Here is a 17,678-nt window from a genome sequence, read left to right as displayed (position 1 = left end):
CATGGAACAGGAAAAATTCGAAAATCTGGAAGAACTGCTCCGGCAGCCGGTGTTCCGGCATTTTGCCCGGCTCTGTGAGATTCCTCATCCTTCGTTTAAAGAAAAGGCCCTCAGTGACAGGGTGTTCCAGTGGGCCAAAGAAAAAGGCTTCGCCGTCCGTCAGGATGAATGGAACAATGTGCTGCTGCGGAAACCCGCGTCTCCCGGGTATGAAAACCGGCCGGGGGTGATGCTCCAGGCCCATCTGGACATGGTGTGCCAGAAGGCCAAAGGGGTGGACCACGATTTCCTGAAGGATCCCATCCATCTGGAACTGGACGGGGACATCCTTTCCACCGGAGGCCGCACCACCCTGGGGGCCGATGACGGCATCGGAGTGGCCCTGGCTCTGGCTCTCCTGGAAGAGGATTCCTTCGCCCACCCGGAACTGGAAGTCCTGCTGACCACCGCTGAAGAAGAAGACCTCAGCGGTGCCCAGAATGTGGATGCCAGTGATTTCCGTTCCCATTACCTGGTGAACATCGACAATGCGGTGGAACGCCATTCAGTGACGGGCAGCTGCGGAGGTTTCGGGGTGAACTTCCACCTGCCGGTGACCTGGGAGGCGGCTCCGGAAACGGGCAAATTCTTCCATCTGAAAGTGGAAGGGCTCCAGGGCGGCCATTCCGGGGAGGACATCCACCGGGGCAGGGGCAATGCCAACATCTTTCTGATCCGGATGCTCCTGTCCGCCCGGAAAGAGATGCCCCTGCGGCTGTCCGCTCTCCATGGAGGCACTTTCCGGCTGGCCATTCCCCGGGACGGGGAAGCAGTGGTGCTGGTGCCCGGGGACAAAGCGGATGCTTTCCTCCAGGCGGTGAATGCCACGGCGGAAGAGTTGCGCCGGGAGTACAAGGCGGTGGCCGCCAATCTGAAGATTTCCGTGGAAGAGACCCGGGGACCGGCCAACGGACTGGTGGTATCCCGGGATGTGACGGACAAGTTCATCCAGGTGCTGGTCCTGTCTCCCAACGGGATCTCTGAAATGAATGCGGCGGTGCCCGGCGTGGTCCAGAGTTCGGACAATCTGGGGGAAATCCGTCTGGAACGGGAACAGAACCGTCTGGTGGTGGTATACGAAATCCGTACATCCTTCCGGTCCAAGGCGGACTATATCTGGGACAAAATCCATCTCCTGGCCCAGATGGTGGGGGGCAGCTGCGAGAAATTCGCCGCTTATCCCGGCTGGCCCCATGATCCGGATTCCAGACTGACCCCACTGGTCCAGCAGGTGTATGAGGAAACCTTCGGAGAAGAAATGGCCGCCACACCCATCCATTCCGGACTGGAATGCGGCTGCTTGATCGGAAAAAAGCCGGATCTGGATGCCATTTCCCTGGGTCCGGACTGCTGGGATCTCCATTCTCCCCAGGAACGGCTCAGTGTGAAGAGCACCATAAGGATGTATGGTTTTTTGAAGAAGCTGTTGGAAAAAATCAAATAAAAGAGCCAGGTTGCTGGCGGCCTTTGGCCGTTGAACGCTGACCGGGGGGTGTGAATTTTTCACACCCCCTTATTTTATGGCTTCAGCAGCTGGATGAAGGCACGGACGGAATAGGGGGTGAATTCCTTGTCCGGCAGCAGGGCGTGGAAAGACCGGGTGAAATCCGCTTCGGCAATCTTGAAGAACAGCAGATCCTGGCTGGTGGGGCCTACCATGGCATCGCTGACAAAAGTGGCGGCCAGACCGTGCTCCGCCAGCCGCTGGGCCGTGGCCAGCTGGGACAGCATCAGCTTGATGCGGGGGGTGAAACCGGCTTTCTGGAACAGGGCCTGACACCGTTTGTACAGATTGTTCCCGGGGGTCAGGAGGATGAAGGGCAGCTCCTGGAACCGGGTGATGGAAACCGTGGGGGTCTCTGCCTTCCGGCTCCGTCCGGCCTGGATATCCTGGCAGGTCAGGGCATGGGCTGCGGTTCCTTCCGGCAGTTGGGCGGAGCGTGGAACAGCCAGCAGGATCTGGTCCTGGAAGGCCGGATAGTGGTGGGCATGTTTCCGGATCACCGCGGAATCGCAGCTGAAGGTCAGATCCAGTTCTTCCTTTTCCAACAGGGACAGAAGGGTGTCCGAGGCCTCCTCCACCAGCTTGAGCCGGATCTTCGGGTATTTTTGCACATAGGCGGTGAGCAGGTCGGGAATCTGGTAGGACAGGAGATAATGGCTGCCCCCAAGGGTCAGGGTGCCGGTCTGGAGGGTCTTCAGTTCCTGGACTTCCCGGTCCAGATCCTTTTCCAGTCCGTGCATTTTCCGGATGGCCTTCAGATAAAGCTCTCCGGCCGGAGTCAGCTGGAGGGGACGGCGGTTCCGCTCAAAAAGCGGCATGCCGATCCGGGCCTCGATCTTGCGCAGGGCAATGCTGAGCGCCGGCTGGGTGATGAACAGTTTTTCCGCCGCCCGGGTGAGACTGCCTTCCTGGTAGATGGTGTAGATGTATTCGTAGGCTGTTTTCATGAGAAAATCCTTTCGACTATAAAAGAAATTAATAGAAACATATATGGGATAAATTGGATTATATACCGAAAGAATGATATTGTAAATATATGAAAAGTCAAGCAATTCAGCTGGGAGGAGAAAACATGAAAATCAATGGACTGCTGATGGATGACCGGGACAACGTGGTCACCTGTGTGGCCGAAATCCACAAGGGAGAACAGGTCGTCTACAAAAAAGACGGACGGGAAGAACAGGTGGAAGCCCTGGAAAACATTCCCTTCTGCCACAAAATCGCTCTGACGGACCTGCCGGAAGGCAGTGAGGTAATCAAATACGGGGAACTTCTGGGGAAGACCAACGCTCCCGTTGCCCGGGGCCATTGGGTTTCTGACAAGAACATCTTCAGTGTGCCGAGAGACTACGAACAGGAATTTGTCAAAGAATAAGGAGTGAACATCATGGAATTTTGGGGATATAAAAGAAAAGAAGGCAGAGCGGGCATCCGCAACCATGTACTGATCCTTCCCACCTGCGCCTGCGGCAGTGAAACGGCCCGGATCGTGGCCAGCCAGGTACGGGGTGCTGTGAATATCGTGTTCAACACCGGCTGTTCCGATGTGGCTGCCAATACCGCCATGTCCCAGAAAGTGCTGACCGGGTTTGCCTGCAACCCCAATGTGTATGGGGTGGTGATCATCGGTTTGGGGTGCGAAACGGTTCCCCACCTGAAACTGAAGGAAAAAATCCAGAGCATGACTTCCAAGCCCGTGGTATCCTTTGGCATCCAGGACGAAGGGGGCACCCTGAAGACCATTGAAAAGGCCGTACGGGCTGCCCGTGAAATGGCGGCGGAAGCCGGCAAGCAGCAGAAGGAACTGTGCGATATCTCCAACCTGCTGCTGGGAATCGAATGCGGGGGTTCTGACGCCACCAGCGGGATTGCCAGCAACCCGGCTGTGGGGGAACTCAGTGACCTGCTGGTGGACCTGGGGGCTTCCACCATTATGAGTGAATCCATTGAATGGATCGGGGCGGAACATGTGCTGGCCAAACGGGCGGCCACTCCCCATATCCACAACCAGATCATCCAGATCTGCAAAGACTATGAAGCTCACCTGATGGCAGCCGGACAGGACTGCCGGGCCGGACAGCCCACGCCGGGGAACAAGGCAGGCGGTCTGTCCACCCTGGATGAAAAGAGCCTGGGGTGCATCCGGAAAGGGGGTACCCGTCCCATCGTGGAAGTGTTGGAACAGGCTGCACGGCCGTCCTGCCAGGGAGCCATTGTGATGGATACCGCCGGGTATGATATTTCTTCCGTAACCTCCATGGTGGCAGGGGGCTGCAATGCGGTGATCTTCACCACCGGCAGAGGGACGCCTACCGGCAATGCCATTGTACCGGTCATCAAGGTCACCGGGAACGAACGGACCTACCAGAAAATGGAAGACAACATGGATGTGGATGTCAGCGCCATTGTCCGGGGAGAAAAGACCTTCAAGGAATGCGGCAAAGAGATGCTCCAGGTGATCCAGGATGTGTGCAACGGCAGAATGACCAAAGCGGAAGCTTATGGATTCTCGGACATCGCCGTGGACCATGTGTGCCGGTTCGTTTGATGGACGGGCAGGAAAGGAGCGGAATAGAAAATGGGCTTTATTTTTAAACCGTGGAATCGCCTGAGTCTGTTTACCCGGATCATGATCGGCTTCGTCCTGGGCATTGTCCTGGGCCTGGTCCTGGGGCCCCGTGCCGAGGTACTGAAGCCGCTGGGGACCATCCTGACCAACCTGCTGACCATGGTGGTGGCACCGCTGGTGTTCACCCTGCTGGTCTGTGCTGCGGCGGATGTAGGGGATGGCAAGCGTCTGGGCCGGATCGGCATCAAAACCGTCATCATCTTTCTGGTCAGCACGGCCCTGGCCATTGTGCTGGGTCTGGTGGTAAGCAACATGATGAACATTGGTGCCGGGGTGGAACTGAGCAATGTGGCAGCGCCCCAGCCCAAGGGACAGGCACCGGCTTCCATGCTGGATACGGTGATCAACATCATCCCGGTGAACATCTTTGCCTCTCTGGCCAAACAGAACCTGCTCCAGATCATCTTCTTTGCCCTGATCATGGGCTTCGCCCTGCTGAAACTGGGCGATAAGGGCAAGGCCCTGCTGGACTGCTGCCGGGCCGGCCAGGAAGTGATGAAGGAAATCACCAACATGGCTCTGGAATTCACTCCTTACGGGGTGCTGGGGCTGATGGCTTCTGTGGTGGGTAAGAACGGAACGGCCATCCTGATTCCGTACATCAAGACCATCGGGGCCATGTACCTGTGTGCGGTGGTGTATCTGCTGGTGGTCCAGGCTGTCCTGATGGTGGGGGTCTGCGGACGGGTGAGTCCGGTGAAGTTCCTGAAAAACATGAAGGAAGCCATCACGTTCGTCTTTGCCACCTGTTCCAGTGTGGCCACCATCCCGCTGAACCTGGCCTGTGTGAAGAAAGTGGGCGTGGATGAGGAAACCGCCAATTTCGTCATTCCCTTCGGAGCGGTCATGAACATGAACGGAACGGCCATCTATGAAGCGGTGGCAGTGGTGTTCACGGCCCAGATCTTCGGGGTGGATCTGACCTTCACCCAGCAGGTGATGATCATGCTGACGGCCACCCTGGCCTCCATCGGTACCGCCGGGATCCCCGGCTCCGGTCTGGTGATGCTGACCATCGTGCTCAGCTCCGTGAACCTGCCCATGGAAGCCATCGGCCTCCTGGCCGGCATCGACCGGATCCTGAACATGGCCCGCTGCGTACCGAACATCGTAGGGGATGCGGCAACGGCAGTCATCGTGGCCCAATCGGAAGGAACGTTGAAAAGATAAAAAAAGAAGATGTGAAAAAATGATTTCTCATTTTTTCACATCTTTTTTTTGTCAGCTGTCAACGGTCAGCTGTCAGCAGCCGATGGAAATCAATTTTTGCAAATTGATTTTGAAACAGCTTTTTTATTCCTCCGTTTTGGCCGCTTTTGCCACCGCTTCCGGCAGGGTCACATCCTTGCCCTGCTGATAGTCGAACTGGAAGGCGAACACCAGGGTGGAGCTGCCCAGCAGGCTGGTGAACATCTGCTGCTGCTCCGGGGAGATCTTTTTGGCTTTGGCGGCGGCATCCAGGAAATACCCTCCGGCCGTCTGGAGCACCGGGGTCAGATCCATACCCAGCCGTTTTACCCGCCAGGTCTTTTTATCCAACACTACGGTGTAGGGGACTTCCTTCACCTGGGCCACCAGGGCCTGGATCCGTTCTCCATCCTTCTGCTTTTTGAATTCCGGATCACTGGCCAGTTTCTGAGCCAGCTTCTGGCCGTCCAGGGTGAGTTCCAGGGTCTTTTCCCGGCTGGTTTCCTTGGCGACTTTGGCGGAAGACAGGTACTGGAGCAGTTCTTTTTCCGCCTTTTTCCCATCCGGATCGGGCAGGAGAGGCAGGGTGTAGGGACGGACCGTTTTGGCCCAGCCTTTGCCGCTGTTGATATACTGGGTCAGCTGGCCCTTTTCTGCAAAGAAATAGCCATCGATGGGCTGGCTTACAGTCTGCTGGCCGGTGAGCAGGGTCAGTTCCCCGGTGCCATGAAGATCCCCGCTGAGTTTTTCCATCCGGGTATTCTTTTTGTCCGTTTCTTCCACCCCATTCCCGGTAAGGGTCAGGTTCCCCACACCGATGGGGCTGAACAGGGTGCCCTTCATTTCATACTGGATGTATTTTTCTTTGGCCATGACGCTCTGGGAGCGGACCAGGTCTTTCACCACGGCTTTGTCCACGGGTGAGGCTGCCTGGACCAGGGAGCCGGCGGACAGGACCAGCAGCAGGGACAGACCGGCTGCCCGGATTTTGGATAACAGTTTCATCAAAGGTTCCTCCTTTTTTCCTCAGGATCTGCATCGACTCTATCTTTTTACTATGTCATATCCCGTGAGAAATGTCAAAGGAAAAAGTTTTGAACTTTTCGGGGCAGAAGGACCCGGAACCCGTGGGATATGGTATCATGACAGCAGAGAGAAAAAAGGAGTGGATAGTATGAACAATGAAGTATTGGAAGCCATGCAGATGCGCCGGAGTATCCGCAGTTTCAAACCGGACCCGGTACCGGAAGCGGACCTGCGGGAAATCGTCAAAGCCGGCCTTTATGCAGCCAGCGGACGGGGCAGTCAGGATACCATCATCCTGGCCATTACCAATCCGGCCATGGTGAAGCGGCTGAGCAGACTGAACTGTGAGATCGGCGGCTGGACCCCGGATTTCGATCCCTTCTACGGAGCGCCTGCTGTGCTGGTGGTCCTGGCGGAAAAAGCCCGGCCCACGGCGGTGTATGACGGGTCCCTGGTCATGGGGAACCTGATGCTGGCCGCCCATTCCCTGGGTCTGGGCAGCTGCTGGATCCACCGGGCCAAGGAAGAATTCGACCGGCCGGAAGGCAGGGCCCTGTTGAAGACCCTGGGCATCACCGGGGAATATGAAGGCATCGGTCACTGCGTGGTGGGCTATGTGGAAGGGGATATCCCTGTGGCTCCCCTGCGGAAAGATCATCGGGTGTATTGGATGAAGTAAGGAGCATATTGCGGAGGCAATATGCTCCGGTTGCGGGTCGCGACAAAAGGGGTGCTGCGTCAGCAGCACCCTTTTTAAAATACTTCCGATCCTGCCGTCCGCTGATAACTCTTTTCCAGCATGGCCTTGTGGGACAGGAACCGGGGATCATCGAAATATTTGGCTCCCTGGGGACAGTACTGGATGCAGGCCTGGCATTTGATGCAGATGCCGGGGACTTCATCGGTGTTGTCCGGATTGATGGACCCCATGGGACAGACTTTGGCGCATTTTCCGCAGTGGTCGCATCGGGTCAGGTCCGTTTTGGGTTTGGCCTTGAGGAATTTGGCCGGCTGGCCGTCTTCTCCCAGGGGAATGTAGTAGGGAGCCACCGGGGCATCTCCCTTGATCACGACCCGCTCCAGGGGTTTTCCGCTCCGGAGCCGGGCTTCCGTCCGGTCCAGCAGCTCCCGGAAACGGGCCCGGTCTTCTTCCGTAGGGTGTTCCCGGCCAATGGCGGCAAAGGCATGGGGAGCCGCAAAGGCACCGGCGGCAAAGACCAGGAAATCCTTCTTTTCCAGTTCATCCCGGAGTTCCGTAAGGGAACTGTCATAGCTCCGGTTGCCGAAGGTGACCAGAGCCACCGCAGGGGTCTTCCGGTCCGGATCCCCGGAAAACAGCTTCTGGACAAAAGGCAGGGCCTTGTTGGGAATCCGTCCCGCATAGGTGGGCATGCCGAAAACCACCAGGGTATGGGGACCGAAAGAATGGAGGGTATCCTGGTCTTTGGGCAGGGTGAAGGAATGGAAGTCCAGGGTCACGCCTTCCTCCTGGAAGCGTTGGGCCAGCTGTTTCCCGAATTCCCGGACCAGGGTTTCCGTCCGGCCGGTGGGACTGAAAGAAATGGCAGCAATATGATTGATCAATGGAAAGACCTCCCTTATGGATACAGAATTTTCCGCCAACTGTGTTTTTTACTATCATATCGTATTTCTGGAAAGAATGCCAGTCTCAGAAAAAACTGAGTGCCGGAGGGAATAAAAATGGAAATATTTGCCCCTTCTCCAGAAAATGCCCTATAATAAAATCATCATCTTATAAAAACAGGGGGAATACCCATGAGCAATATGATTATCCGGGAAGCCACGGTGGAGGATGCTGCCGCCATCCGTTCCGTCTATGCACCCTATGTGGAAAGCACCGTCATCACCTTTGAATACCAGGTGCCCAGTGTGGAGGAATTCCGCCGGCGGATCGCCCATACCCGGGAACGTTATCCTTATTTTGTGGCGGAAGAGGACGGCCGGGTCCTGGGCTATGCCTATGCCGGTTCCTTTGTGGGGCGTCCGGCCTATGACTGGTCGGCGGAACTGAGCATTTATGTGGACCGCCATCTCCGGAAGAAAGGTCTGGGAAAGAAATTGTATGGAGCACTTCTGGAAGCCCTGAAAAAAATGGGAATCCTGGATGTGTACGCCTGCATCGGGTATCCGGAACAGCCGGACGAATACCTGGATTTCAACAGTGCCCAGTTCCATGCCCATCTGGGCTTTGAACCGGTGGGCATCTTCAAAAACTGCGGGTACAAGTTCAACCGCTGGTACCACATGATCTGGATGGGGAAGAACCTGGGAGAGCATGGAAAGAATCAGCCTCCGGTACGGCCCTATCCGGAAGTACGGGACAAGGCATAGGAAGGGGGGAATACCATGGAACAGCAGGTGGTGCTGGTCACCGGGGCCAGCAGCGGAATTGGACGGGAAACCGCCATCCTCATGGCCAAAACCGGCCATGTGGTGTACGGAGCCGCCCGGCGGCTGGATAAACTCCAGTCTCTGTCCCGGTACGGGGTGATCCCTCTGGTGCTGGATGTGACCAAGGACTATTCCTGCCAGAATGCCCTCCAGCAGATCCTGAACCAGCATGGGACCCTGGACATTCTGATCAACAATGCCGGGTATGGATCCTGCGGGGCAGTGGAGGATGTGCCCCTGGCCGAAGCCCAGCATCAGCTGGATGTGAATGTGTTCGGGGCCATCCGTCTCACCCGGATGGTGCTGCCTTTGTTCCGCCGGCAGCACCGGGGTCGGATCATCATGGTTTCTTCCATTGCCGGACGGATCCCCGCTCCTTTCGGAGGGTGGTACCATGCCAGCAAATATGCCCTGGAAGCCCTCAGTGATGCCCTGCGGATGGAAACCGCCGGACAGGGGATAAAGGTCTGCCTGGTGGAACCGGGGCTGGTGCGTACCGCCTGGGGCCATATTGCCGCCGATCATCTGGCGGATGTGTCCCGGCGGGGTCCCTATGCCCAATGGGGCGCCAGACTGGCTCGGGGACTCCACCGGCTCTATGACAAAAAGTGGCTGACCAGTCCCCAGGATGTGGCCCGGACCGTATTCCTGGCGGCCAATGCCTCCCAGCCCCAGGCCCGGTACCTGTGCGGCAGAGATGCCTGGCTGCTGCTCCTGGCCCATGCCCTGCTGCCCACGGGGCTCTACGATATGGCGGCCCGGTGGGTTCTGAAGAAACTGTCCTAAGGAGGCGGAAGCGTGGATATCTATCGTTTGGGGAATCTCCAGCTGTCCCTGTTCCTGCTGATCCTGATCGGACTGTTCCTGCGGAAAAAGAATATTGTGGATGAACCGGGGAAACGGTGTCTCAGCGATGTGTGCGTCTATGTAATCATTCCCTGCAACATCATCAAATCCTGTCTGATGCCCTTCGAGGGAAACATTTTCCTCACCTGCGGACGGATCCTGGCGGCCGGTGCAGTTCTCCAGCTCCTCTTTATGATCCTGAACCATTTTCTCTTCAACCGGTATCCGGATACCCGGAAAAAAGTGCTCCAGTACGGAACCCTGGTGTCTAACAGCGGTTTTTTGGGCTATCCGGTGGCGGAAGGGGTCTATGGGGACCTGGGACTGTTCTATGCGTCCGTGTTCCTGATCCCGCTGCGGCTGGTCATGTGGTCCGTGGGCACCGGGTATTTCATGGCCCGGCAGGAAAGCCGGAAAGAAGTCCTGAAAAAGGTGCTGACCCATCCCTGTCTGATTGCCGTGTACATCGGGATCCTGCTGATCCTGACCCAGTGGCGTCCGCCGGCGTTCCTGGACATGACCATCCGGTACATCGGAGGCTGCAATGCGGCCATTACCATGTTCATTGTAGGGACCATCCTGGCGGACGTGCCCCTTCTGACCATCTTCAACCGGGACAGCATCCTGTACAGCATCCTGCGGCTGATCCTGCTGCCCGGGCTGGCCTGGGGCGTCAGCGCCGCCCTGGGACTGGATGCGGTGGCCACTGGGATTGCGGTGCTCATGACCGGCATGCCTGCCGGGGCCACCACCGCCATCTTTGCCGCCCGGTACGGCAGCGACGCGCCTTTTGCCACCAAACTCACCGTGCTCTCCACTCTGCTGAGCATGTTCACCATCCTGTTCTGGTGCCTGCTGCTGCCGAAACCGTGAAAAAAGGGATATGAAAAAATGAAGAATCATTTTTTCATATCCCCTTTTTTTGACAGGGGGTGTGAAAACTATTTTTTCACACCTTTTTTACAGGCTCTCCAGAAAATTCCCCACCACCCGGTCATAGCCCCGGGGATTGTCCATAATTTCATTGGCGTGGCCGGAGCCTTCGAAATAGACCAGCTTTTTGGTGGGACTGGTGCAGCGGGTCATCAGTTCTTCCGCAATATGGGGCGGGATCAGCCGGTCCACATCCCCGTGGAGAAACAGCACCGGAGCGGTCATCCGCTGGACGCAGGATGCAGGGTCCACATCCCGGAGGGTCTTCCGGGTATGGTAATACATGGACAACTGGAAGAAGGGTTCCAGTACTTCCATCCCTGCCAAGAGACGCTGGTCCCCGGTGTAGTTCATGAGCTTTTCCTGGCCCAGTTCCAATACATTGCCATAGGAACTGTCCGCCACATAGAAGGCCATGCCCCTGCCCTGGGGGGTGCCGGCATAAATCAGGCTCATGGCGGCCCCCAGAGAAATGCCGTGGAACCCGATGGAAACCTGGGAATCCTGCTGCCGGAGCAGGGCCACCCAGCTGTCCATGTCATCAGGATCGTGGACACCCCAGTCATTGGTGCTGCCGCCGCTTTCCCCGTGTCCCCGGATATCCGGCATCAGCACATTGTATCCCCGGGACAGATAGATCCTGGCATAGGGGACGCACATGGTCCGGTTCTGGTACAGTCCGTGGAGCAGGATCACGGTTTTGTGGCTGCCGGAAGGGTTTTCCATATAGGTCCCCTGGAGCCGGGTACTGTCTTTGGATGTGACGGCCACCCGCTGCCAGCCGTATTTCCGCTCCAGGGCGTGGATGGTGTCCAGATCATTCCGGTGATTCTCGATGGCCAGCAGCTTGTCCCAGGGCTGGGAGAACAACTGGGTGTAGGCGGTATTCCCGGCATAGACTCCCAGGCCCAGAAGCAGGAGCAGGGTCAGGAATACCAGGTATTTGATGAAATTCCAGAGAAAACGCATAGCTAGACTGCCTTTCTGTGATGCATAGAATACTGATTATACATCATAGATCCAAGATGAAGAATAAATAAGGCAGAAAAGAGAAAAAAAGATGAACAAAAAGGGGGTGTGAAAAATTCACACCCCCGGTTGCGGGCTGCGGGTCACGGGTCGCCTAAGACTAAATCAAATGGAATTTGAGAAGCAGAATCTTCGGCCTGTACCAACAAGCCCGCGACTTACGACTCATGACCCGCGACCAAAGAGGCTGTCACGCATATTTCTTCAGCAGGGCTAGGAAATCTTCTTCATGATCCGGATACCATTGGGTGAAAGGCTGGGCCGCTTCCAGCAGGATCCCGTTCAGCTCCAGGAAGAACTGGGGCAGCCGGGCAGTGGCAATGAGCGCCAGGGGTTCACTGATCTTTTCTTTCCCGTAGGCGTAGCTGCCGCCGGCATACACCTGGAAGGCGCTGGCCCGTTCCCCGTTCACCAGGGTGAAGGCTCCCCGGAAGCCCAGGGCCGCCAGGGACTGGACGGTGCAGGTGGAAGGGCAGCCGGAAAAATGGCATTTGGGCAGATACCGGGTATCCGCACCCTGTTCCTTCAGGAAAGCGGCGATCCGGGCCAGGGCCCCGTGGGAATCGCACAGGCCCTGCTGGCAGACAGTGGCGCCGATGCAGCTGACAGAGTGTTCGAAAGCCGTACGGGCAGTGTCTGTTTCCGTCAGGGCCGCCACCTTCCGGGCTTCCTCCGCCGTCAGGTTGATGATGTAGCAGGTCTCATCCGCGTTGAGCCGCAGCTGGGCTCCTTCCATTTGAGAGGCCGCACCCAGCAGCTGCCGGAACACTTCCATATTGGGGACGCCGCCCAGGGGCTTGTATTCCACATAGTACAGCCCTTCCTGTTTCTGGCTGCGGATCCGGGGATCCGCCAGGACCCGGTCATCCTTCCCGGTTTTGGACAGGGCAGGGATGGGTTCCAGTTCCAGCTGGGGAATCCCTTCTTCCCGGGCTTTCCGGACAGCATCCCGGACGGCGGTCCGGAAGGCGTCTTCCCCCATTTTCGTCAGGATGAAACGGGAACGGGCCGTGCCACGGTGCTCATAATCCCCGTATTTCATGTACACGTCCCGGGCATAGCCCAGAATGTACCGGGACAGCTCCCGGGGATCCACCTGGCTGTCGATGAGTACCCCGAACCGGCTGCCGTTGACGCCGAAGCCGCCGCCGGCATACACATCGAAGGTGCCGCCGGGCCGGGCTACGAAGCCCAGATCCTTGAAGGTGGCATGGCCTTCGTTGTCGATGCCGTTGGAGAAGCTGATCTTGTACTTCCGGGGCAGCTTCAGTTCCGGAATCAGGCTGATGACGAAATTGGCCGCAGCCCGGATGACCGGGGTCATGTCAAAGGGTTCCCCCGGTTCCACTCCGTGGAGCGGGCTGGCAGTAATGTTCCGGGGATTGTCCCCGCCGGCACCTGCGCAGTAGATGCCGGCTTCAAAGCAGTCCTGATACAGTCCCAGCACTTCCTGTTCCTGGAGGTGATGGAGCTGGAGGGCTTCCCCGGTGGTAAAGTGGGCCAGGGTGATGTGGTATTTGTCGATGGCCTGAGCCAGGAAGGCCATATGGGCCTGGCTGATGGCACCTCCGGAAAAGCGCAGCCGGAGCATGCTGCTGTTGGCCCCTCGTTCTCCGTAGGAACCGAATTTCCCCGAAGTTCCCTTGTATTTGCCGGGCGCCAGTTCTTTGGCATAGAAAGCCCGGGCGGCTTCCTGGAAGACCGGGAACTGGCTGCGGAGCTTCTCTTTGGCGGTTTCAGAAATCTGCGTCATGGACGGATTCCTCCTTTGTGTGCTGTGAAATGGAATAGAAAAAGGATAACACATTATAAATCATAGTGCAATGGTGTGAAATAAAGAGGGGATGTGAAAAAATTCACACCCCCGGTCAATGGTCTCATGTCACTAGTCACTTGTCTTTGGTCACTAGACACTGGAAGGAACCCGGGCTGCGGGTTCCCCAGATAATATAAAACCAAGAATGTACGGAAAATAGAAGCAATGATTTTATCAGTAAAAAACCGATTTTGTACATTCAAAAATTTGCTTGCAAATTTTATCCTTCAGCCAGTGACAAGTGACGGGCAGCTTTGCTGCCCCTAGACAAAGGGGGTGGTGCAGTTCACCTGCAACAGCCCCTTTACCGCAGCGTCAGCAGACAGACGGTTTCCACATGGCTGGTGTGGGGGAACATGTCCACAGGCTGGACTTTCCGGACCACGAACCCTTTGTCCCGCAAAATGGCTGCATCCCGGGCCAGGGAGGCCGGATTGCAGGAAACATACACCACCCGCTGGGGACGGACTTTGGCAATGGCCTCCAGCACCCGCTGTTCACAGCCGGCCCGGGGAGGATCCAGGACCACCACGTCCGGACGGCTGCCCTGCCGGACCAGTTCCGGCATTTCCTTGGCCGCATCCCCGCATAAAAAGTCCACATTGGACACCTGGTTGTCCCGGGCGTTCTGCCGGGCATCCCGAATGGCCGGTTCCACGATTTCGATGCCCAGGGCCCGTTTTGCCTTCTGGGCCAGGAACAGGGTGATGGTGCCGGTACCGCAGTATGCGTCGATGACCTTCTCCTTTCCCGTAAGCGCCGCATACTGAAGGGCGGTTTCGTAGAGTTTTTCCGCCTGGAGGGTGTTCACCTGGAAGAAGGAATGGGGAGAGATGGTGAAGGTGAATTTCCCCAGCCGGTCGTGGATTACCCCGGGACCCCAGATGACTTTGTTCTTTGGTCCCATGATCACATTGGTGTGCCGGGTGTTGAGGTTCTGGACCAGGGTGGTGAAGCCGGGGATTTCCTGGCGGAGCAGGGCCGTCAGGTCCTTCAGATGGGGGACCTGGGGCTCGTTGGTCACCAGCACGGCCATGACTTCTCCGGTCTGGACCCCCACCCGTCCCATAATGTGGCGGACGATGCCCCGGCGGGCATCTTCTTCCAGGGCCGGGATCCGGTATTTTTCCATCCAGGACCGGACCACCTGGACGATCCGGTTGTTGGCCTGCTGCTGGATCAGGCAGTCCTTCACGTCAATGACCCGGTGGGTGCCCTGGGCATAGCAGCCGATGGCCAGGGTATGGTTCCGTCCCTGGGCCGCCGGCACCTGCATCTTGTTCCGGTAATGCCAGGGGTCTTCCGCTCCCAGGGTTTCCTGGACGCTGAGTTTGGTAAAGTGGCCAATCCGTTCCATGGCATCTACCACGGTCTGGCGTTTCAGGGCCAGCTGGGCCGGATAGGACAGATGCTGGAGCTGGCAGCCGCCGCACTGGGCGTACACCGGACAAGGGGGCTTCACCCGGTCCGGGGAGGGAACCAGCAGCTTCAGCAGACGGGCCTGGCCGTAGCTTTTTTTCAGCAGGGTCACCTGGGCCTGGATCCGTTCCCCGGGCAGGGCACCAGGGACGAAGAAGGTAAAGCCGCTGACTTTGCCCACTCCTTCGCCTGAGCTGCCCAATCCGGTGATGGTCAGTTCAATGTTTTCTTTGAGTTTAAAGGGAATTTTATTTTCTTTCATAATACTGTCATTATACCTTTGTCCCCGGATTGGTGCAATGTTTCCGGCAGAAAAGTCCTGAAACCATCGGAAAAGACGGGAAACGGAAGATAAAGAATTCATTTCCGTTATATTCCAATGAATTGACAAAATAAACGGTTTTTACTATCATATTATCTAGAAGGACGCTGGGAATGGATTCAGCGCCCGTTTTTTCAAATCCAGGGAAAAAGGGTGCAGCTGGGAGGCGTGATCTTATTGTTTGTTACTATGAGGGGGATAAGTTTATGATGTGGAAAGAAGATGCATTGCTGCTGATTTATGTGGCCCTGGGAGGTGCCCTGGGGTCCGTGGCCAGATACCTGGTGGCCGCGGCCCTGAAAGGGGTGTGGAGCAACCATTTCCCCTGGGAAATGGTTTTTGTGAATACCTTCGGGTGCATCCTGGTGGGCTTTTTTGCCGCCTTCCTGTATACGAAGTTTCCTCATCCCCGGTGGGCCATGCTGCTGTACTGGGGGTTTATCGGCGGCTTTACGGCCTTTTCTTCCTTTATCAAGGAGGGACTGCACTTCTTTCTCCATGGGGATCATCTGACGGGTTTTTTGTACCTGCTGCTCCAGAACACCCTGGGCCTTCTGGCGGCCAGTGTGTCTTTCTGGGCGGGGAAAACTTTTTTTTAAAGGGATGAGCATGCTTTGAAATCTTTCTTCCTGACAATGCTCCTGGTGGGCCTGGGTGGGTCCTCAGCCATCTGGGCCATGTACAGGACCGGGCTTTCTTTTCTCCGGTCCTGGTGGACTCTGGGATTGTTTTTGGGGATGCCTCTTTGTTTTGTGTTCAGCAATGTGTTCCTGAATGCCGTGCCAAGGAATCTGCTCCGTTTTCTGGCCTGGGCCGGGGGACTGTGGATGGGATTCCTGTATTACTCAGTACTGGGAGCCCTGGTGTTCCTGGCTGCTCTCCTGGTGGGGAAGCTGGGTCACTGGCCGTTTCTGGCACCCCGGGCGGCCCGGCTGCTTTTTGCCGGTACGGTGCTCCTGGTGGCGGCCGGCTGCTGGCAGGCCCTTCACCCGGTGGTCCGGAAAATGGAGTATGTGACGGATAAACCTGTTCCCGGTCCCTACCGGATTGTGTTTGTGTCCGATCTCCATTTCGGCGGGCTTTTCGGGACTTCCTACGGAGAGAACCTGGTCCGCCGGATCAACGGGCTGCAGCCGGATCTGGTCCTTTTGGGCGGGGACATGGTGGACGGAGACCTGCCCTTTGTGCTCCAGGAAGGCAGCCTGGAAACCCTCCGGAATCTCCGGAGCCAGGATGGGGTCTATGCTGTTTTCGGGAACCATGACAAACGGCTGGGGTCCGGAGTGGTGGAACGGTCCTTCCTGGAACAGGATGGGATCCGGTTCGCCGTGGACGAGAACAAGTCCGTGAACGGCTGGCTGAGCCTGACCGGGATGGATGATTATCTGTTCGGGAACCGGCGGGCGGAATACAGTCCGGAACCGGGGAAATTCAACATCTTCCTGGAACATGAACCCCGGCGGATCCCGGAAGCGGCATCCAGGGGCTATGACCTGTACTTTGCCGGCCATACCCATGCCGGACAGATGGCACCCAACCGGCTGATCACCCGGAAAATGTATTTCCTGGATTACGGTTCGGAAGAAGTGGAAAATATGCTGGCTACCGTTTCCAGCGGTTATGGCCTCTGGGGCGTCCCGGTCCGCACCGGGCCCAAACCGGAAATCGTAGTTGTGGACATCAAAAAAGGGGCTGTGGAGAAATGAGAAAATTCATTTCTCCACAGCCCCTTTGGTCACGAGTCGCGAGCCATGAGTCGCGGGCTTGTTGGTACAAAGCGAAAATCTGGCTTTACAGATTCTGTTGGATTTTGTCTTACCCTCTTGCAGGAAAAACAAACGGTCTAAACGTCCAGGCCTGCACCCCGTGACCCGAGGCCCGCGTCCGGAGGTGCTGCCTGCAGCAGCACCTCCTTATACATCTCCGCCTTTTTCTCCAACTTCATGGGATAGGCCCGGGAAGTGGAGGGGAGCCGGGACAGCAGCAGGTCCCGGCCGTCCAGGGTGATGGGAACGGAAGTGCCGGTCCGGGGCAGTTTGGGGGGATTGGTGCATTGGTGCAGGACGATTTCCGTGGCTTTTTCTCCCGTGGTGATCAGCAGCCGGCAATGGGGAATCTGCCGGAGCATGGCGGCCAGGGAGGCTTCCTCCACCACATGGAGGAATTTGTCCGAGGCATTGCCCTTTTCCCGCTGGGCCCGGAGTACCGTGGGCCCCAGGGCAATGCCCGTTTCCGCCAGGAAGAGTCGGATTCTCGTCGGATCAAAGGCTTTTTCCATCCCTTTCCGGAAATGGTCCGGGTCAGAAAAATACACCATTCCCAGGATTCGCCACATATCGTTCTGGAAATTGGGATAGTAAAAATCCATGGCCCGTTTTTCCGCAGCAGGAGGGAAGGTGCCCAGGATCAGCACCCGGGCAGTTTCCGGCAGAAAAGGGGGAAAAGGATGGACCTCCACCGGGATCCCCGGCAGAATCTCCCCCGTCAGTTCCATTTGTTCCATAGCAGGCATACT

Annotated in this window: 17 protein-coding genes; 10 read left to right on the top strand and 7 right to left on the bottom strand. The window is 57.1% G+C overall.

Annotation, left to right across the window (positions count from 1 at the left end):
- Window position 1: 1 nt before the first annotated feature.
- A complete protein-coding gene (locus tag ACFER_RS08925) occupies window positions 2–1,483 on the top strand; it encodes an aminoacyl-histidine dipeptidase (RefSeq protein ID WP_012939089.1) in 1,482 nt (493 codons plus the stop codon).
- 74 nt (window positions 1,484–1,557) lie between these two features.
- Here ACFER_RS08925 and ACFER_RS08920 read toward each other — a convergent pair whose 3' ends face one another.
- A complete protein-coding gene (locus tag ACFER_RS08920; protein WP_012939088.1) occupies window positions 1,558–2,490 on the bottom strand; it encodes a LysR family transcriptional regulator in 933 nt (310 codons plus the stop codon).
- Window positions 2,491–2,615: 125 nt separating this feature from the next.
- Here ACFER_RS08920 and ACFER_RS08915 point away from each other — a divergent pair, with 125 nt between their 5' ends.
- Genes ACFER_RS08915 through ACFER_RS08905 form a run of 3 tightly spaced genes read left to right on the top strand, consistent with a single transcriptional unit; the run spans window position 2,616 to window position 5,342 of the window.
- A complete protein-coding gene (locus tag ACFER_RS08915; RefSeq protein ID WP_012939087.1) occupies window positions 2,616–2,918 on the top strand; it encodes a UxaA family hydrolase in 303 nt (100 codons plus the stop codon).
- A gap of 12 nt (window positions 2,919–2,930) precedes the next feature.
- A complete protein-coding gene (locus ACFER_RS08910) occupies window positions 2,931–4,091 on the top strand; it encodes a UxaA family hydrolase (protein ID WP_012939086.1) in 1,161 nt (386 codons plus the stop codon).
- 30 nt (window positions 4,092–4,121) lie between these two features.
- Window positions 4,122–5,342 carry a dicarboxylate/amino acid:cation symporter gene (locus ACFER_RS08905; protein WP_012939085.1) on the top strand — a complete coding sequence of 407 codons (1,221 nt, stop codon included), beginning with the start codon at window positions 4,122–4,124 and terminating at the stop codon, window positions 5,340–5,342.
- A 123-nt stretch (window positions 5,343–5,465) separates the two neighbouring features.
- On the opposite strand, the gene ACFER_RS08900 is transcribed toward ACFER_RS08905, so the two are convergent.
- Window positions 5,466–6,365 (bottom strand): hypothetical protein, encoded by a 900-nt coding sequence (locus ACFER_RS08900; RefSeq protein WP_012939084.1) that lies wholly within the window; start codon window positions 6,363–6,365, stop codon window positions 5,466–5,468.
- Between the two features lie 169 nt (window positions 6,366–6,534).
- On the opposite strand from ACFER_RS08900, the gene ACFER_RS08895 reads away from it, so the two are divergent.
- The gene (locus ACFER_RS08895) at window positions 6,535–7,065 is read left to right on the top strand and encodes a nitroreductase family protein (RefSeq protein ID WP_012939083.1); all 531 of its coding nucleotides are present in this window, start codon (window positions 6,535–6,537) and stop codon (window positions 7,063–7,065) included.
- A gap of 74 nt (window positions 7,066–7,139) precedes the next feature.
- Here the strand turns inward: ACFER_RS08895 and ACFER_RS08890 are convergent, their stop codons facing one another.
- Window positions 7,140–7,970 carry a 4Fe-4S binding protein gene (locus ACFER_RS08890; protein WP_012939082.1) on the bottom strand — a complete coding sequence of 277 codons (831 nt, stop codon included), beginning with the start codon at window positions 7,968–7,970 and terminating at the stop codon, window positions 7,140–7,142.
- Window positions 7,971–8,162: 192 nt separating this feature from the next.
- Between ACFER_RS08890 and ACFER_RS08885 the strand changes: the two genes are divergently transcribed.
- From ACFER_RS08885 to ACFER_RS08875, 3 genes are read left to right on the top strand one after another with little or no spacing between them, the layout of a single operon-like run.
- The gene (locus ACFER_RS08885) at window positions 8,163–8,738 is read left to right on the top strand and encodes a GNAT family N-acetyltransferase (RefSeq protein ID WP_012939081.1); all 576 of its coding nucleotides are present in this window, start codon (window positions 8,163–8,165) and stop codon (window positions 8,736–8,738) included.
- 15 nt (window positions 8,739–8,753) lie between these two features.
- Complete coding sequence (locus ACFER_RS08880; protein ID WP_012939080.1) at window positions 8,754–9,584, top strand: oxidoreductase; 831 nt, start codon at window positions 8,754–8,756, stop codon at window positions 9,582–9,584.
- Between the two features lie 12 nt (window positions 9,585–9,596).
- Window positions 9,597–10,517 carry an AEC family transporter gene (locus ACFER_RS08875; protein WP_012939079.1) on the top strand — a complete coding sequence of 307 codons (921 nt, stop codon included), beginning with the start codon at window positions 9,597–9,599 and terminating at the stop codon, window positions 10,515–10,517.
- 87 nt (window positions 10,518–10,604) lie between these two features.
- Here the strand turns inward: ACFER_RS08875 and ACFER_RS08870 are convergent, their stop codons facing one another.
- The 3 genes from ACFER_RS08870 to rlmD form a co-directional block, all read right to left on the bottom strand.
- On the bottom strand, window positions 10,605–11,546 hold the full coding sequence (locus ACFER_RS08870) for an alpha/beta hydrolase (RefSeq protein WP_012939078.1): 942 nt from the start codon (window positions 11,544–11,546) through the stop codon (window positions 10,605–10,607).
- 250 nt (window positions 11,547–11,796) lie between these two features.
- Entirely contained in the window at window positions 11,797–13,359 is a 1,563-nt protein-coding gene (locus tag ACFER_RS08865) for a nitrite/sulfite reductase (protein ID WP_012939077.1), read from the bottom strand.
- 367 nt (window positions 13,360–13,726) lie between these two features.
- Window positions 13,727–15,103 carry a 23S rRNA (uracil(1939)-C(5))-methyltransferase RlmD gene (gene rlmD / locus ACFER_RS08860; protein WP_012939076.1) on the bottom strand — a complete coding sequence of 459 codons (1,377 nt, stop codon included), beginning with the start codon at window positions 15,101–15,103 and terminating at the stop codon, window positions 13,727–13,729.
- Window positions 15,104–15,369: 266 nt separating this feature from the next.
- On the opposite strand from rlmD, the gene ACFER_RS08855 reads away from it, so the two are divergent.
- Entirely contained in the window at window positions 15,370–15,762 is a 393-nt protein-coding gene (locus ACFER_RS08855) for a fluoride efflux transporter FluC (RefSeq protein WP_012939075.1), read from the top strand.
- Between the two features lie 15 nt (window positions 15,763–15,777).
- A complete protein-coding gene (locus tag ACFER_RS10900) occupies window positions 15,778–16,869 on the top strand; it encodes a metallophosphoesterase (protein ID WP_012939074.1) in 1,092 nt (363 codons plus the stop codon).
- A gap of 137 nt (window positions 16,870–17,006) precedes the next feature.
- Here ACFER_RS10900 and ACFER_RS08845 read toward each other — a convergent pair whose 3' ends face one another.
- Window positions 17,007–17,666, bottom strand: a complete 660-nt coding sequence (locus ACFER_RS08845) for a uracil-DNA glycosylase family protein (protein ID WP_012939073.1) — start codon at window positions 17,664–17,666, stop codon at window positions 17,007–17,009.
- Window positions 17,667–17,678: the final 12 nt, after the last annotated feature.

The sequence above is a fragment of the Acidaminococcus fermentans DSM 20731 genome (assembly GCF_000025305.1).
GTDB classification, from domain to species: Bacteria; Bacillota; Negativicutes; order Acidaminococcales; family Acidaminococcaceae; genus Acidaminococcus; species Acidaminococcus fermentans.
The sequence above is the reverse complement of the archived record's forward strand: the minus strand, read 5'-3'. Positions and strand labels throughout refer to the sequence as shown.

Coding starts and splice junctions, on each gene's coding strand:
- ACFER_RS08925 (WP_012939089.1), top strand. CDS start 2: ATGGAACAGGAAAAATTCGAAAATCTGGAAGAACTGCTCCGGCAGCCG.
- ACFER_RS08920 (WP_012939088.1), bottom strand. CDS start 2,490: ATGAAAACAGCCTACGAATACATCTACACCATCTACCAGGAAGGCAGT.
- ACFER_RS08915 (WP_012939087.1), top strand. CDS start 2,616: ATGAAAATCAATGGACTGCTGATGGATGACCGGGACAACGTGGTCACC.
- ACFER_RS08910 (WP_012939086.1), top strand. CDS start 2,931: ATGGAATTTTGGGGATATAAAAGAAAAGAAGGCAGAGCGGGCATCCGC.
- ACFER_RS08905 (WP_012939085.1), top strand. CDS start 4,122: ATGGGCTTTATTTTTAAACCGTGGAATCGCCTGAGTCTGTTTACCCGG.
- ACFER_RS08900 (WP_012939084.1), bottom strand. CDS start 6,365: ATGAAACTGTTATCCAAAATCCGGGCAGCCGGTCTGTCCCTGCTGCTG.
- ACFER_RS08895 (WP_012939083.1), top strand. CDS start 6,535: ATGAACAATGAAGTATTGGAAGCCATGCAGATGCGCCGGAGTATCCGC.
- ACFER_RS08885 (WP_012939081.1), top strand. CDS start 8,163: ATGAGCAATATGATTATCCGGGAAGCCACGGTGGAGGATGCTGCCGCC.
- ACFER_RS08880 (WP_012939080.1), top strand. CDS start 8,754: ATGGAACAGCAGGTGGTGCTGGTCACCGGGGCCAGCAGCGGAATTGGA.
- ACFER_RS08870 (WP_012939078.1), bottom strand. CDS start 11,546: ATGCGTTTTCTCTGGAATTTCATCAAATACCTGGTATTCCTGACCCTG.
- ACFER_RS08865 (WP_012939077.1), bottom strand. CDS start 13,359: ATGACGCAGATTTCTGAAACCGCCAAAGAGAAGCTCCGCAGCCAGTTC.
- rlmD (WP_012939076.1), bottom strand. CDS start 15,103: ATGAAAGAAAATAAAATTCCCTTTAAACTCAAAGAAAACATTGAACTG.
- ACFER_RS08855 (WP_012939075.1), top strand. CDS start 15,370: ATGATGTGGAAAGAAGATGCATTGCTGCTGATTTATGTGGCCCTGGGA.
- ACFER_RS08845 (WP_012939073.1), bottom strand. CDS start 17,666: ATGGAACAAATGGAACTGACGGGGGAGATTCTGCCGGGGATCCCGGTG.